General features: G+C 51.3%; 14 protein-coding genes and 1 other annotated feature. Of the genes, 4 read left to right on the forward strand and 10 right to left on the reverse strand.

Annotation, left to right across the window (positions count from 1 at the left end; translation table 11 throughout):
* Positions 1-508 precede the first annotated feature (508 nt).
* The 3 genes from clpB to rluD form a co-directional block, all read right to left on the reverse strand.
* Entirely contained in the window at positions 509-3082 is a 2574-nt protein-coding gene (gene clpB, locus K5Y30_RS08230; protein ID WP_222185597.1) for an ATP-dependent chaperone ClpB, read from the reverse strand.
* Between the two features lie 126 nt (positions 3083-3208).
* Positions 3209-3937: a purine nucleoside phosphorylase YfiH gene (yfiH, locus tag K5Y30_RS08235; protein ID WP_222210956.1), complete on the reverse strand. Its 729-nt coding sequence runs from the start codon at positions 3935-3937 to the stop codon at positions 3209-3211.
* On the reverse strand, positions 3934-4914 hold the full coding sequence (gene rluD / locus K5Y30_RS08240) for a 23S rRNA pseudouridine(1911/1915/1917) synthase RluD (RefSeq protein ID WP_222210957.1): 981 nt from the start codon (positions 4912-4914) through the stop codon (positions 3934-3936). Before rluD ends, yfiH begins: the two co-directional genes overlap by 4 nt.
* A 130-nt stretch (positions 4915-5044) precedes the next feature.
* Here rluD and bamD point away from each other — a divergent pair, with 130 nt between their 5' ends.
* The 4 genes from bamD (at position 5045) to pheA (ending at position 7795) form a co-directional block, all read left to right on the forward strand.
* Positions 5045-5785, forward strand: coding sequence for an outer membrane protein assembly factor BamD (gene bamD / locus K5Y30_RS08245; RefSeq protein WP_008109011.1), 741 nt, complete (start codon positions 5045-5047; stop codon positions 5783-5785).
* Between the two features lie 276 nt (positions 5786-6061).
* Complete coding sequence (raiA, locus tag K5Y30_RS08250) at positions 6062-6388, forward strand: ribosome-associated translation inhibitor RaiA (protein ID WP_008109009.1); 327 nt, start codon at positions 6062-6064, stop codon at positions 6386-6388.
* Positions 6389-6484: 96 nt separating this feature from the next.
* Positions 6485-6609 (forward strand) — a sequence feature (Phe leader region).
* Complete coding sequence (pheL, locus tag K5Y30_RS08255) at positions 6486-6533, forward strand: pheA operon leader peptide PheL (RefSeq protein WP_100703679.1); 48 nt, start codon at positions 6486-6488, stop codon at positions 6531-6533. Its footprint overlaps the feature before it by 48 nt.
* A gap of 22 nt (positions 6610-6631) precedes the next feature.
* Positions 6632-7795: a bifunctional chorismate mutase/prephenate dehydratase gene (pheA, locus tag K5Y30_RS08260; protein WP_222185595.1), complete on the forward strand. Its 1164-nt coding sequence runs from the start codon at positions 6632-6634 to the stop codon at positions 7793-7795.
* A 33-nt stretch (positions 7796-7828) separates the two neighbouring features.
* Here the strand turns inward: pheA and tyrA are convergent, their stop codons facing one another.
* From tyrA to ffh, 7 genes are all read right to left on the reverse strand, one after another.
* The gene (gene tyrA, locus K5Y30_RS08265) at positions 7829-8950 is read right to left on the reverse strand and encodes a bifunctional chorismate mutase/prephenate dehydrogenase (RefSeq protein WP_222210958.1); all 1122 of its coding nucleotides are present in this window, start codon (positions 8948-8950) and stop codon (positions 7829-7831) included.
* A 6-nt stretch (positions 8951-8956) separates the two neighbouring features.
* Positions 8957-10036, reverse strand: coding sequence for a 3-deoxy-7-phosphoheptulonate synthase (locus K5Y30_RS08270; protein WP_222185594.1), 1080 nt, complete (start codon positions 10034-10036; stop codon positions 8957-8959).
* Between the two features lie 387 nt (positions 10037-10423).
* Positions 10424-10774, reverse strand: a complete 351-nt coding sequence (rplS, locus tag K5Y30_RS08275; protein WP_007893316.1) for a 50S ribosomal protein L19 — start codon at positions 10772-10774, stop codon at positions 10424-10426.
* 42 nt (positions 10775-10816) lie between these two features.
* Positions 10817-11581, reverse strand: a complete 765-nt coding sequence (trmD, locus tag K5Y30_RS08280; protein ID WP_192236546.1) for a tRNA (guanosine(37)-N1)-methyltransferase TrmD — start codon at positions 11579-11581, stop codon at positions 10817-10819.
* A gap of 35 nt (positions 11582-11616) precedes the next feature.
* Positions 11617-12165, reverse strand: a complete 549-nt coding sequence (gene rimM, locus K5Y30_RS08285) for a ribosome maturation factor RimM (RefSeq protein WP_222185593.1) — start codon at positions 12163-12165, stop codon at positions 11617-11619.
* A gap of 18 nt (positions 12166-12183) precedes the next feature.
* A complete protein-coding gene (gene rpsP, locus K5Y30_RS08290; RefSeq protein ID WP_007893313.1) occupies positions 12184-12432 on the reverse strand; it encodes a 30S ribosomal protein S16 in 249 nt (82 codons plus the stop codon).
* Positions 12433-12574: 142 nt separating this feature from the next.
* On the reverse strand, positions 12575-13936 hold the full coding sequence (ffh, locus tag K5Y30_RS08295; protein ID WP_008108995.1) for a signal recognition particle protein: 1362 nt from the start codon (positions 13934-13936) through the stop codon (positions 12575-12577).
* Between the last annotated feature and the right edge of the window lie 143 nt (positions 13937-14079).

Genomic DNA, 14079 nt, shown 5'->3' on the forward strand with positions numbered 1-14079 from the left:
TTCAATCTGAGCCATGATCAAACTCTTCAATTTAAGTTTGATTTGCTGAAACAAGTTCAGCGGTGCTCATCTGTAAAACGTCATAATGAATTTCATTATGTGTTCACTCGTGAGGCTTTGATATTTTGTTGCGTCCGGAGACGCTGATATCAATCCTGCGAGTGCCCACACAGATTGTCTGATAAATTGTTAAAGAGCGTTGCGAACAGCGGCTGAACCGCCTGTCGCGAGGTGGCGTATACTACGCTACTCTCCTTCGGAGTCAAACACTTTTTTCAGCGTTTTCATCCGGCGGGATGAATTTCTTCACTCCCTGCTGAGCCGTCTGCGTTGCCGCTTTGCCGTCTCAGTGGTGGCGCATTATAGGGAGTTATTCGGAGCTGACAAGTGCAAATTTCAAGTTTTCGTGCGACCGCTCACTTTCCAGGCTATGCGTTGTAAAAAGCAGCTAATTCTTGCGATAAGGCCAAAAAAAACGGGCCCGCAGGCCCGTTTTAATCAGAAGTGATTACTGATGAGCAACAATCACATTGTCTTTTACATCCATTTCAATGGTTTTTCCCGGAACCAGAGCACCAGAAAGAATCTGCTGCGCCAGCGGGTTTTCAATCTGCTGCTGAATAGCACGTTTCAATGGACGCGCACCATAAACCGGGTCGTAGCCATTCTCGCCGAGCAGTTTGAGCGCCTCATCGGAGATATGCAGCTGATAGCCACGCTCCTCAAGACGTTTATACAAACGTTGCAGCTGAATCTGCGCAATTGAAGCAATGTGTTTTTCGCCCAGCGGGTGGAACACCACCATGTCATCTATACGGTTGATAAATTCTGGGCGGAAATGCTGCCCAACAACCGTCATCACCACCTCTTTCATCTCCGAATAATCCAGAGAACCGAAACGTTCCTGAATAAGATCGGAGCCAAGGTTCGAGGTCATGATCACCACGGTGTTGCGGAAATCGACCGTACGGCCCTGTCCATCGGTTAAGCGACCATCATCCAGCACCTGCAACAGAATGTTGAACACATCAGGATGCGCCTTCTCGACTTCATCCAGCAAAATCACTGAGTAAGGCCGACGACGTACCGCTTCGGTCAGATAACCGCCCTCTTCATAGCCGACATATCCCGGAGGTGCACCCACCAGCCGCGATACCGAGTGTTTTTCCATAAACTCGGACATATCAATACGCACCATCGCGTCATCGCTATCGAACAGGAAGTTAGCCAGCGCTTTACACAATTCGGTTTTACCGACGCCAGTTGGTCCGAGGAACAGGAAGGAACCAATTGGACGATTAGGATCCGATAAGCCGGCACGGCTACGACGAATCGCATTCGAAACCGCTTCTACCGCTTCGTTCTGGCCGATAACGCGTGAGTGCAGTTCCTGCTCCATACGCAGCAACTTGTCGCGCTCACCTTCCATCATGCGTGCGACAGGGATTCCGGTCCAACGCGCCAGTACATCGGCAATCTCCACATCCGTTACGCGATTACGTAACAGCTTCATGGTTTTACCTTCAGACTGCGTAGCGATGGCTAACTGTTTCTCCAGCTCCGGAATTTTACCGTACTGTAATTCAGACATCTGACCCAGGTCGCCAACGCGACGCGCTTGCTCCATCGTCAGGCGCGCTTGTTCCAGCTCTGCTTTGATGTTCTGTGTGCCGGTTAATGAGGCTTTTTCCGCTTTCCACTCCTCTTCCAGCTCAGCGTATTCACGCTCTTTCTGGTCAAGTTCACTTTCCAGCATTTCCAACCGCTTCAGGCTGGCGTCATCAGACTCTTTCTTCAGCGCCTGCTGCTCCAGTTTTAACTGGATGATGCGACGCTCAAGGCGATCGAGTGATTCTGGTTTCGAATCCATCTGCAGACGAATACTTGAAGCCGCTTCGTCTATCAGATCGATGGCCTTATCCGGCAACTGACGATCGGAGATATAACGATGCGACAACGTCGCCGCAGCCACAATTGCCGGATCGGTGATCTGCACATGGTGGTGCAGCTCATAGCGTTCTTTCAGTCCGCGCAGAATGGCAATGGTATCTTCAACACTCGGCTCAGCAACAAAGACTTTCTGGAAACGACGTTCCAGCGCCGCATCTTTCTCAATGAATTGACGATACTCATTCAGCGTAGTTGCGCCGACACAGTGCAACTCACCGCGCGCCAATGCGGGTTTCAGCATGTTACCCGCATCCATTGCACCATCGGCTTTACCGGCGCCCACCATGGTATGCAGTTCGTCGATAAACAGAATGACGTTGCCTTCCTGCTTCGCCAGATCGCTAAGCACGCCTTTAAGCCGCTCTTCAAATTCACCGCGATATTTGGCGCCCGCTACCAGCGACCCCATATCAAGAGCCAGCACGCGACGGCCTTTCAGCCCTTCCGGCACTTCGCCATTGATGATGCGCTGTGCTAAACCTTCGGCAATAGCCGTTTTACCGACGCCGGGTTCACCAATCAGCACCGGGTTATTTTTGGTACGACGCTGCAACACCTGAATGGTGCGGCGGATTTCTTCATCACGACCAATAACCGGATCCAGCTTGCCGAGTTCGGCACGCTCTGTAAGGTCGATGGTGTATTTTTTTAATGCCTGACGCTGATCTTCAGCCCCTTGATCGTTCACGCTGTCTCCTCCCCGTATTTGCTCGATGGCCTTAGAGAGTTTTTCCGACGTCGCGCCAGCTGATTTCAAAAGATCAGCCAGCGAGCCACGTGAATCGAGGGCCGCCAATACAAATAATTCAGATGATATAAAGTTATCGCCGCGCTTTTGCGCCAGCTTGTCGCACAGGTTGAGTACCCGAATCAGATCGGTGGATGGCTGTACATCACCATCAGTACCTTCAACCTGCGGTAGTCGATTAATCGCTTGTTCAATGCTGGTACGCAGGCCAGCTACGTCGGCACCCGCTGCGCTGAGCAACGGACGCACCGATCCGCCTTCCTGATTGAGCAATGCGCTCATCAAATGAAGGGGTTCAATGAATTGATTGTCATGTCCCAGAGCAAGGGACTGTGCATCGGCAAGTGCCAGTTGAAATTTATTAGTAAGACGATCCAGACGCATAATTCCTCCCATTACAGGTCAAAATGCTACTGGAGATTAAATGAGGTCATCCCTCAAATTTTTCAAGGTTAATGACCTGAGTTGTGAGCAAAAAATACGCTAACTGGACCGTCTTGTGGCGTAAGGTTATCTCAGCCAAATCAAAGTTGCCATACGCCCGGTGATTCCGTCGCGTCGGTAGGAGAAAAAATCATCGCGCTCATGGAAGGTACAACGCATTGAACCAGTGATGGAATGCACGCCGGCGGCCTGCAGACGCTGACGAGCCAGCAGCCAAATATCGGCGAAGTATTTGTTACCCGCCGGACGGAAAGCCGCTTCCGCTTGTAAATCATGCGCCATAAATGCCGTTCTGACTTCCGGCCCAACTTCAAATGCCTGCGGCCCAATTGCCGGACCAAGCCATGCATGAATGTCATTTGGCGCGCAGTGAAACTGCGACAAGGTCTGTTCCAGCACGCCATTACAGAGTCCACGCCAACCTGCATGCGCTGCCGCGACTTCACTGCCATCCTTGCTACAAAACAGCACCGGCAAACAATCCGCCGTCATCACCGCGCAAACAACCCCGCTTTTACGCGTGATTGCGGCATCAGCGCGTGGTAGCGGATCGCTGGCGGGTAAACGTGCAATCACTTGACCATGGATCTGATCAAGCCATTGTGGCATCGCAATTAGCGCCAGTTGTTCAACTAAGCGCTGACGATTCTGAGCAACATGCGCCTCAGCGTCGCCAACATGCCCACCAAGATTCAACGAATCCCATGGGGCGGCGCTGACGCCGCCGTAACGCGTGGTGGAACATGCCCGAACATGCTGCGGCGCAGGCCAATCCGGGATGATCCATTCACTCATAGCCAATCCATCTGATCGCGGAATTCGAGGGTATCGGCTTTCAGCGCATCAATTAAATCAACCATATCCTGCGGCAACGGCGCATACCATTCCATCTCAATACCGGTGATTGGGTGATAGAGACGTAACATCGTGGCATGCAGCGCCTGGCGATCAAAACCACGTAGCGTAGTGATGAACGCTTCTGACGCACCTTTTGGCGGACGCGGACGGCCGCCGTACAGAGGATCGCCCACCAGCGGATGGTTGATATGCGCCATATGCACACGAATCTGATGGGTACGACCGGTTTCGAGACGCAAACGCAAACGCGTATGGGCACGAAAGTGCTCCATGATGCGATAGTGCGTGGTTGCCGGTTTGCCCATCGGGTGCACCGCCATATGCGTGCGTTTGGTTGAGTGGCGCGCCATGGGCTGATCCACAGTACCGCCCGCAGTCATGGTGCCGATAGCCACCGCTTCATATTCACGCGTGATTTCGCGTAGCTGCAGCGTTTCAACCAGGTGCGTTTGCGCAGGAACGGTTTTCGCGACCACCATCAAACCGGTTGTATCTTTATCCAGACGATGAACAATACCCGCACGAGGTACGTCAACGATTGGAGGATAGTGATAAAGCAGTGCGTTAAGCACCGTGCCATCAGGATTACCGGCGCCGGGATGGACCACCAAACCGCGAGGTTTGTTAATGACCAGAATGTCATCATCTTCATAGACGATATTCAGTGGGATGTTTTGCGCTTCCCAGCGTTGCTCTTCTTCGATCTCAGCATCAATCGAGACATGCTCACCGCCAAAAACTTTTTCTTTTGGTTTATCGATGATAGTGCCGTTGACGCTGACTCGGCGCTCAAGAATCCATTCTTTTATGCGAGAACGTGAATAATCAGGGAACAATTCTGCCAAAGTCTGATCTAAGCGTTGTCCAAGCTGTGCTTCGGACACCGTTGCGGTGAGTTGAACTTGTTGTGCCATATACAGCTTCTTCGTTAACGTTGGGTTTTCACGGCGATGCCGTTTAATATAATGTGCTATCGTACCTGGTCATAACTGGGAGCTATACGGACAGCTTCTGCTACAACACTTTGAGGATAATCATTTCGTCATGACGCGTATGAAACATCTGGTGGCTGCTGCCACACTGAGCCTGAGCCTGGCGCTTGTGGGTTGTTCTGGCTCATCAGATCCAGTCCCGGACAGCCCGCCGTCTGAAATTTACGCCACGGCCCAGCAAAAGCTGCAGGACGGTAACTTTAAAGCGGCGATTAAGCAACTGGAAGCACTGGATAACCGCTATCCGTTTGGTCCTTACTCGCAGCAAGTACAGCTGGATTTGATCTACGCGTATTACAAAAATGCCGATCTGCCACTGGCGCAAGCCGCAATATCTCGCTTTATGCGTCTGAATCCAACCCATCCGAATATCGACTATGTCATCTATATGAAAGGTCTGACGGATATGGCGCTGGATGATTCTGCACTGCAGGGCTTCTTCGGTATCGATCGTTCCGATCGTGATCCGACGCACGCTCGTGATGCTTTCCGTGACTTCTCGCAATTACTGCGCGGTTATCCAAACAGCCAATATGCTGCGGATGCGCAGAAACGTTTGGCATTCCTGAAAGAGCGCCTGGCGAAGTATGAACTCTCGGTGGCGCAATTCTATACCAAGCGCGGTGCCTATGTCGCTGTTGTTAACCGCGTGGAAACAATGATGAAGGATTATCCGGATACTGAGGCGACTCATGAAGCGTTGCCGTTGATGGAAAATGCATACCGCCAGCTGCAATTGACGGCTGAAGCCGACAAAGTGGCAAAAATCATTGCGGCGAATAATCAGTCCTGATTATTACACCCACAAAAAAGCAGCCCACGAGGCTGCTTTTTTTATGTCACTTTGTGGATAACTCAGCAGTTTTAGAGATTTATCGCTGCGGTTATCCAGTCAATCATGCGCCCTTACCCAGCCGTCTTCAAGCATTTCCCGCCACTTTCCCGGCCTTTCTCACAATTAAGCGGCATTGACAAAAAGTGACATTTCAATGTGATTTAGATCACACATTTTCTTAATATCCGCGGTATGCTGGACCTACCCACACGGAAATGACAGAGAGGTTTAACTATGATTCTGAACATTACCAGCAAACAAATGGAAATCACCGAGGCCATCCGTAACCACGTTGAAGAGCGTCTCGCCAAGCTGGAAAAATGGCAAACACATCTGATAAACCCTCACATTGTGTTATCGAAAGAGCCTAAGGAGTTTGTGGCTGATGCCACCATTAATACGCCCAACGGCACGCTGGTTGCCAGCGCGAAACATGATGATATGTATACGGCCATCAATGACTTGATTGCCAAGCTGGAGCGACAACTCAATAAAGCGCAACATAAACCCGAAGCCCGTCGCGCCAACAGCAGTGTGAAAGATTTTCTTCCTACTGAATAAACAAACATCTTTAGTAACGCGCCTCCGGGCGCGTTTTTTATTGACAGCTTTAAATCACTGCGGTTACTCTCAAGCCACTTCATATATGGAAACAGCCATGAAACATCTGCCGTTCTTCTTCGCATTCTTTTTTACCTTCCCCTGATTGGGAGGCGATTCGTCATGTGAAAATGAATGCGAAGACGAACAACAAAGCCTCCCAGATGGGAGGCTTTTTTATTGGACATTTTACAGGTGAGCCCTATGAATCCCGAAAATCCGCTGCTGGCATTACGCGATAAAATCAGCGCCGTTGATGAAAAACTCTTAGCGCTTTTGTCGGAGCGTCGAACACTGGCCGTTGAAGTTGCGCAGGCTAAACTGGCAACGCATCGCCCTATCCGCGATGTTGAGCGTGAGCGCGCTCTGCTTGAAAACTTAATTTCACTGGGTAAAAAGCATCAGCTTGATGCGCATTACATCACTCGCCTGTTTCAGTTGGTGATTGAAGATTCAGTTCTAACTCAGCAAGCCTTGTTGCAAAAGAATCTCAACCATCCACATGCTCACGCACCGCGCATTGCATTCCTTGGTCCGAAAGGTTCTTACTCACATCTCGCGGCGCGCAAATACGCTACCCGGCATTTTGATTCAATGGTTGAGATCGGCTGCCTGAAATTCCATGACATCATTCATCAGGTGGAAAGTGGACAAGCGGACTACGCGGTGATGCCGATTGAAAATACCAGCTCTGGTTCGATCAACGACGTTTACGATCTGCTTCAGCAAACCACGCTATCGATTGTGGGTGAACTGACCATTCCAATTGAGCACTGTGTGCTGGTCAACGGCAGCACCAATTTGCAGCAGATCGAAACGGTATACAGCCATCCTCAGCCATTCCAGCAGTGCAGCCAGTTCATTAATCGCTTCCCGCAGTGGAAAATCGAATACACCGAAAGCACCGCTGCAGCGATGGAGAAAGTGGCAGCGATGAATTCACCAAAGGTTGCCGCATTAGGTAGCGAAGCGGGCGGTGAGCTGTATGGATTGCAGGTACTGGAGCGCAATCTGGCCAATCAGCAGCAGAACCATACGCGCTTCATCGTGCTGGCACGTAAAGCGATTGAGGTTTCAGGTCAGGTTCCGGCGAAAACAACGCTGATCATGGCGACGGGTCAACAAGCGGGCGCATTGGTTGAAGCGCTGATGGTATTACGTAACCACGGCCTCATCATGAGCAAACTGGAAAACCGTCCAATCAACGGCAATCCATGGGAAGAGATGTTTTATATTGATGTGCAGGGCAATCTGCAATCAGAGAGTATGCAGTTGGCGTTAACCGAGTTGAGCGGCTTAACCCGTTCATTAAAGGTTCTCGGCTGTTATCCAGGCGAGAATGTGGTACCGGTTGAGCCGCGCCTCTAAGCAAAAAGGCATCCTTACGGATGCCTTTTGTTTTTACTGTCGGCTATCGTTCGCCGATCGCAGCATGCTTCTGCTTTCTACCAGGAAGCGTTTCGCGTAATCACCAAACCAGTGTTCGACGCGCTCGAAGCTATCGATAAAGGCCTGCTTATCGCCCTGCTCGAGCAATTTGATCGCATCGCCAAATCGTTGGTAGTAACGTTTAATCAGCGCCAGATTACTCTCCGAGGACATGATAATGTCCGCGTAAAGCTGTGGATCCTGCGCAAACAGACGTCCAACCATTGCCAGTTCAAGGCGGTATATCGGTGAAGATAGCGCCAGCAGCTGATCCAGATTAACGTTCTCTTCCGCCAGATGCAGTCCGTAAGCGAAAGTTGCAAAATGACGCAGTGCCTGAATAAACGCCATATTCTGGTCGTGCTCAACGGCACTGATACGATGCAGCCGCGCGCCCCAAACCTGAATCTGCTCGAGGAACCACTGATAAGCTTCCGGCTGACGGCCATCACACCAAACCACAACCTGCTTTGCCAGGCTGCCGCTGTCCGGGCCAAACATCGGATGCAAGCCCAGAACCGGTCCGGTGTGCGCGGCCAGCATCGCCTGCAGCGGGCGATTCTTCACCGAAGCCAGATCGACCAGAATGCAGTCTTCTGGCAATTTCGGCAGCTCACCGATGATTTGCTCGGTCAGATGAATTGGCACACTGATGATCACCATGCCCGCATCTTTCAGCAGGTCGTCAGAGCGTTCCCAATCGCCTTTATCCAGAATGCGGACCTGATAGCCAGAAAGCGTCAGCATCTTTTCAAACAGACGCCCCATCTGGCCGCGGCCACCTACAATCACCACCGGACGCAGCGTCGGACACAGCGTTTTGAAGCCTTTGTCATTTTCATGCGCATAGGATTCACGCATCAAACGACGCAATACATCTTCAATCAAGTCCGGCGACACGCCGAGCGCTTCAGCTTCCTGGCGGCGTGAAGCCAGCATGCTGGCCTCACGCTCAGGAACATAGATCGGCAAACCGTAGCGGCTTTTAACTTCCCCTACTTCGGCTACCAGCTCCAGTCGTTTTGCCAGTAACCCAAGCAGTGCTTTATCTACTTCATCGATTTGATCGCGTAGCGCGGTCAGTTCAGCCACCATGACTTATTACACCTCGTGTGACAGACGCGCCGACAGCACTCCCTGCAGATCCTGATGGATTTCACGCAGCAGCGTTTCAGTGGTTTCCCAGTTGATGCAGGCATCAGTGACGGACACACCGTATTTCATTTCGCTACGTGGCTGTTCAGAAGACTGGTTGCCTTCATGAATGTTGCTTTCCAACATCAGGCCAATGATGGAACGGTTTCCATCTTTAATCTGCGCGATAGCCGATTCGGCTACGCCAGGCTGGCGACGATAGTCTTTGTTAGAATTACCATGGCTGCAATCTATCATTAAGGCCGGACGCAGTCCCGCTTTCAGCATCTCTTTTTCACACTGAGCGACATCTTCTGGACCGTAGTTTGGTGCTTTACCGCCGCGCAGAATCACGTGTCCATCTGGGTTGCCCTGCGTTTGCAGCAAGCAAACCTGGCCAGCCTGATTGATGCCGACAAAACGGTGCGGCATTGCGGCGGCGCGCATGGCGTTAATCGCGGTGCCGAGGCTGCCATCCGTGCCATTTTTAAAACCAACCGGCATGGAAAGGCCTGAAGCCATTTCACGGTGGGTTTGTGATTCGGTGGTACGCGCACCGATCGCTGACCAGCTAAACAGATCGCCAAGGTATTGTGGGCTATTCGGATCCAGCGCTTCGGTCGCCAGCGGTAAACCCATCTCCACGAGATTAACCAGCAGCTGACGCGCGATATGCAGGCCAGCTTCCATATCAAACGAGTTGTTCATGTAAGGATCGTTGATTAACCCCTTCCAGCCGACGGTGGTTCGAGGTTTTTCAAAATAAACGCGCATAACGATGTACAGCTGATCCTTCAACTGTGCAGAGAGAGATTGCAACTGACGGGCATAGGCAAGTGCGGCTTCAGTATCGTGAATCGAACAAGGACCACAAACCACCAACAGACGCGGATCGCGGCCCGCAATAATGTCGGCAATGGTTTGGCGAGAAGACGCAATTTGCGCTTCCTGCGCCACAGTGAGCGGGAATTTGGCTTTCAGCTCTTGCGGGGTAATCAAAATTTGTTCGTCGGCGATATGCACATTGTTCAGCGCGTCTTTTTGCATGATTGCGATCCTTTTTACTCGTTTATGCGGTTTGGGATCCTCACTGAGGATGGCGCTTACTTTATCACACCCTGTACAGGTTGCAATCCACCTATGTACACATTTATTACCACATCAAATAAAAATCACAGAAAACATTAAAATATCCATTAAAATCATACGAATAACAGAAATGGTGACAGAATGGCAATGTAAACTAAAGGTTACACCTAATTATGTTCTGATGATGCTCTCAACTAAAATTTTGGTATAACATTTTGATTTTCATTATTTTCAGGAAACATACACTGCCCACCCTGGATATTATCCTGCGCCCTTTTACGCTCATAAAAAAAGGGGCTGGCCAAATGGCCAACCCCTTGTTTGCTATTAACTTTGAGAAGTCGCTTACGCGCCAAGACGCTCTTTGATACGAGCTGACTTACCGGTACGCTCACGCAGGTAATACAGTTTGGCTTTACGCACAGCACCACGACGTTTAACAGCAATGCTGTCAATTACTGGAGAGTGAGTCTGGAAGACACGCTCAACACCTTCGCCGTTAGAAATCTTACGAACAGTGAATGCAGAATGCAGACCGCGGTTACGAATAGCGATAACCACGCCCTCGAATGCCTGCAGACGCTTCTTAGAACCTTCTACGACCCATACTTTCACTTCCACGGAATCACCCGGACGGAATGAAGGTACGTCCTGCTTCATCTGCTCTTGTTCAAGTTGCTTGATAATGTTGCTCATAATTAAATCTCTTATCCTGGGTAAACTGATAGTGAGGGAAGATTACTCTCCCGCCTCATCGTTTTGTTGCTGCTGATGTTCACGCTGGAACTCATTTAGCAACCGTGCTTGCTCTTCAGTCAGAGCCAGGTTTTCCAGAAGTTCAGGTCTTCTTAGCCAGGTACGGCCCAACGACTGTTTCAGGCGCCAGCGGCGAATATCGGCATGGTTGCCCGACAGTAAAACTGGCGGAACTTCCATCCCTTCTAACACTTCAGGTCGGGTGTAGTGCGGGCAATCCAGCAAACCATCCGAGAACGAATCCTCATCGGCTGACGCCTGTTTTCCCAGTACGCCGGGTATAAACCGGGCGACCGAGTCAATCAACGTCATGGCTGGCAGCTCACCGCCACTGAGAACGTAATCACCGATTGACCATTCTTCATCAATCTCAGTGTGAATCACGCGCTCATCTATCCCTTCGTAGCGACCACACACCAGAATCAACTTCTGATGGGTCGCCAGTTCGCAAACGCCCTGTTGGTCCAGTTTGCGTCCCTGAGGTGAAAGATAAATCACCTTAGCACCTTCTCCCGCCGCTGCTTTCGCTGCGGAGATGGCGTCCCGTAAGGGTTGCACCATCATCAACATTCCCGGTCCGCCGCCGTAAGGACGGTCGTCCACGGTACGGTGCCGGTCATGCGTGAAGTCACGAGGACTCCAGCTTTGAATGTCGAGCAGGCCATTTTTTACTGCCCGGCCAGTTACCCCGTACTCGGTAATAGCGCGAAACATCTCTGGAAACAGGCTAATAACACCAATCCACATCGCGTTCGCCGTTACGTTACCGGATTGTCCGGAGATCAAAAACCAGGATCCCAATCTACTTCAATAAGGCCAGTAGAGAGATCGACTTTCTTGATAACCTGTTCATCAAGAAACGGGATTAACCGCTCTTGCGCACCGAATGCATCCTTCAGGTTTGCCTTAACGACGAGAACGTCGTTCGAGCCGGTTTCCATCAAATCAATGACTTTGCCCATCTCGTAGCCTTCGAGGTTCACTACTTTCATACCCATAAGGTCTTTCCAGTAGTAATCGCCTGCTTCCAGCGCTGGCAGCCGCGTGGAGTCGACCGTAATTTCGCAATTGGTCAACTGTGCCGCAGCATCCCGATCGTCAATGCCTTTGACTTTGATGATCAGGTCCTGATTGTGGTGCTTCCAGCCCTCGAGTTCGACCTGCTGCCATTTACCGGCGCGCTGGATGAACCAAGGTTGGTAGTCGAAGATGCTTTCAGCGTCTTCAGTGGAGGAAAACACTTTGAGCCAACCCCGAATTCCGTAAGCCGCGCCCATTTTTCCCAATACAATCGGGTTAACGGGAGGCTGCCCGGCAGGTTTAATGCTCATGCTCACCACCGTGACAGATTAAGCTGCTTTCTTTGCTTCTTTGATCAGCGCGTTAACGCGATCAGAAAGCGTTGCGCCCTGGCCAACCCAGTGCTCAATACGGTCCAGATCCAGACGCAGACCTTCAGCCTGACCAGAAGCGATCGGGTTGAAGAAACCTACGCGCTCGATGAAACGACCGTTACGAGCATTGCGGCTGTCAGTGACGACGACCTGATAGAACGGACGCTTTTTAGCGCCGTGACGTGCCAAACGAATTGTTACCATAACATCCTCATTAGTTAATAAAGCGCTCGGGCCCCATCGAGGAACGGGGCCCGAGCGCGATATAAAAAGCCCGAAAATTTTACTCATTTTGGCGCAAAAAGCAACCTAAGCGTGCCAAATTTCCGGCTTTTAGACGGCCGCCTTAGCGACCAGGGAATCCAGGCGGCATCATACCTTTCATGCCACGCATCATTTTGGCCATGCCGCCTTTCTTCATTTTCTTCATCATGCGCTGCATATCATCGAACTGTTTTAGCAGTCGGTTGACGTCTTGCACCTGCATGCCTGAGCCCAGCGCAATACGACGTTTGCGCGAACCCTTGATAATTTCTGGCTTCTCACGCTCTTTACGCGTCATCGAGTTGATGATGGCTTCCATGCGAACCAGCACTTTATCATCCATCTGCGATTTCACGTTGTCAGGCAGTTGCCCCATGCCCGGCAGTTTGCCCATCAGGCTCGCCATGCCGCCCATGTTGCGCATCTGCTTCAACTGCTCAAGGAAGTCGTTGAGATCAAAACCGTCGCCGGTTTTCAGTTTCTTCGCCAGTTTCTCCGCCTGATCGCGGTCAACTTTGCTCTCAATATCTTCGATCAGCGACAGAACATCGCCCATGCCGAGAATGCGCGACGCGATACGCTCTGGATAGAAAGCTTCCAGCGCTTCGGTCTTCTCGCCCATCCCCATAAATTTGATTGGCTTGCCGGTAATGTGACGAATCGACAGCGCCGCACCACCGCGCGCATCACCATCGACTTTAGTCAGGATCACACCGGTCAGCGGCAGCGCTTCGTTGAAGGCCTTCGCAGTGTTCGCGGCATCCTGACCGGTCATAGCATCGACCACAAACAGGGTTTCCACCGGATTGATCGCGGCGTGTACCTGTTTGATTTCGTCCATCATTGCTTCATCGACGTGCAAACGACCGGCGGTATCCACCAGCAGCACATCGTAGAATTGCACTTTGGCTTGTTTCAGCGCGTTCTGAACAATATCGACCGGCTTTTGGCTCAGATCAGACGGACAGAAATCCACGCCGACCTGCTCAGCCAGAGTTTCCAGCTGTTTGATCGCCGCAGGGCGATAAACGTCAGCAGAAACTACCAGCACTTTCTTCTTGTGCTTCTCGCGCAAGAATTTACCCAGTTTCGCCACGCTGGTGGTTTTACCGGCACCTTGCAAACCGGCCATCAGCACCACGGCTGGCGGCTGAGCATTCAGATTGAGCGCATTATTTTCAGCGCCCATCGCCGCAACCAGTTCGTTGCGCACGATCTTGATGAACTCCTGGCCTGGCGTCAGGCTTTTGTTCACATCGTGGCCAACGGCGGCCTCTTTCACGCGATTAATAAATTCACGCACGACCGGCAGCGCAACGTCGGCTTCCAGCAGCGCCATGCGTACTTCACGCAGCGTGTCTTTGATGTTGTCTTCGGTCAGCCTTCCGCGGCCGCTGATATTGCGCAGGGTTTGCGACAAACGATCGGTTAAATTATCAAACATGCTCTCTCACTTAGAACCGTAGCGAGGCCGCCATAGGCGACACAATGCGGCGGATTATAACACGAAGAAGAAGCGATCTCTGCAATTGACCGTCAGATCGTTTGGAGCCTGCTGCTGCTGGCGCTATACTGCTTTTTTCCTTA

Source organism: Pantoea sp. DY-5 (assembly GCF_019795955.1).
Lineage (GTDB): Bacteria > Pseudomonadota > Gammaproteobacteria > Enterobacterales > Enterobacteriaceae > Pantoea > Pantoea leporis.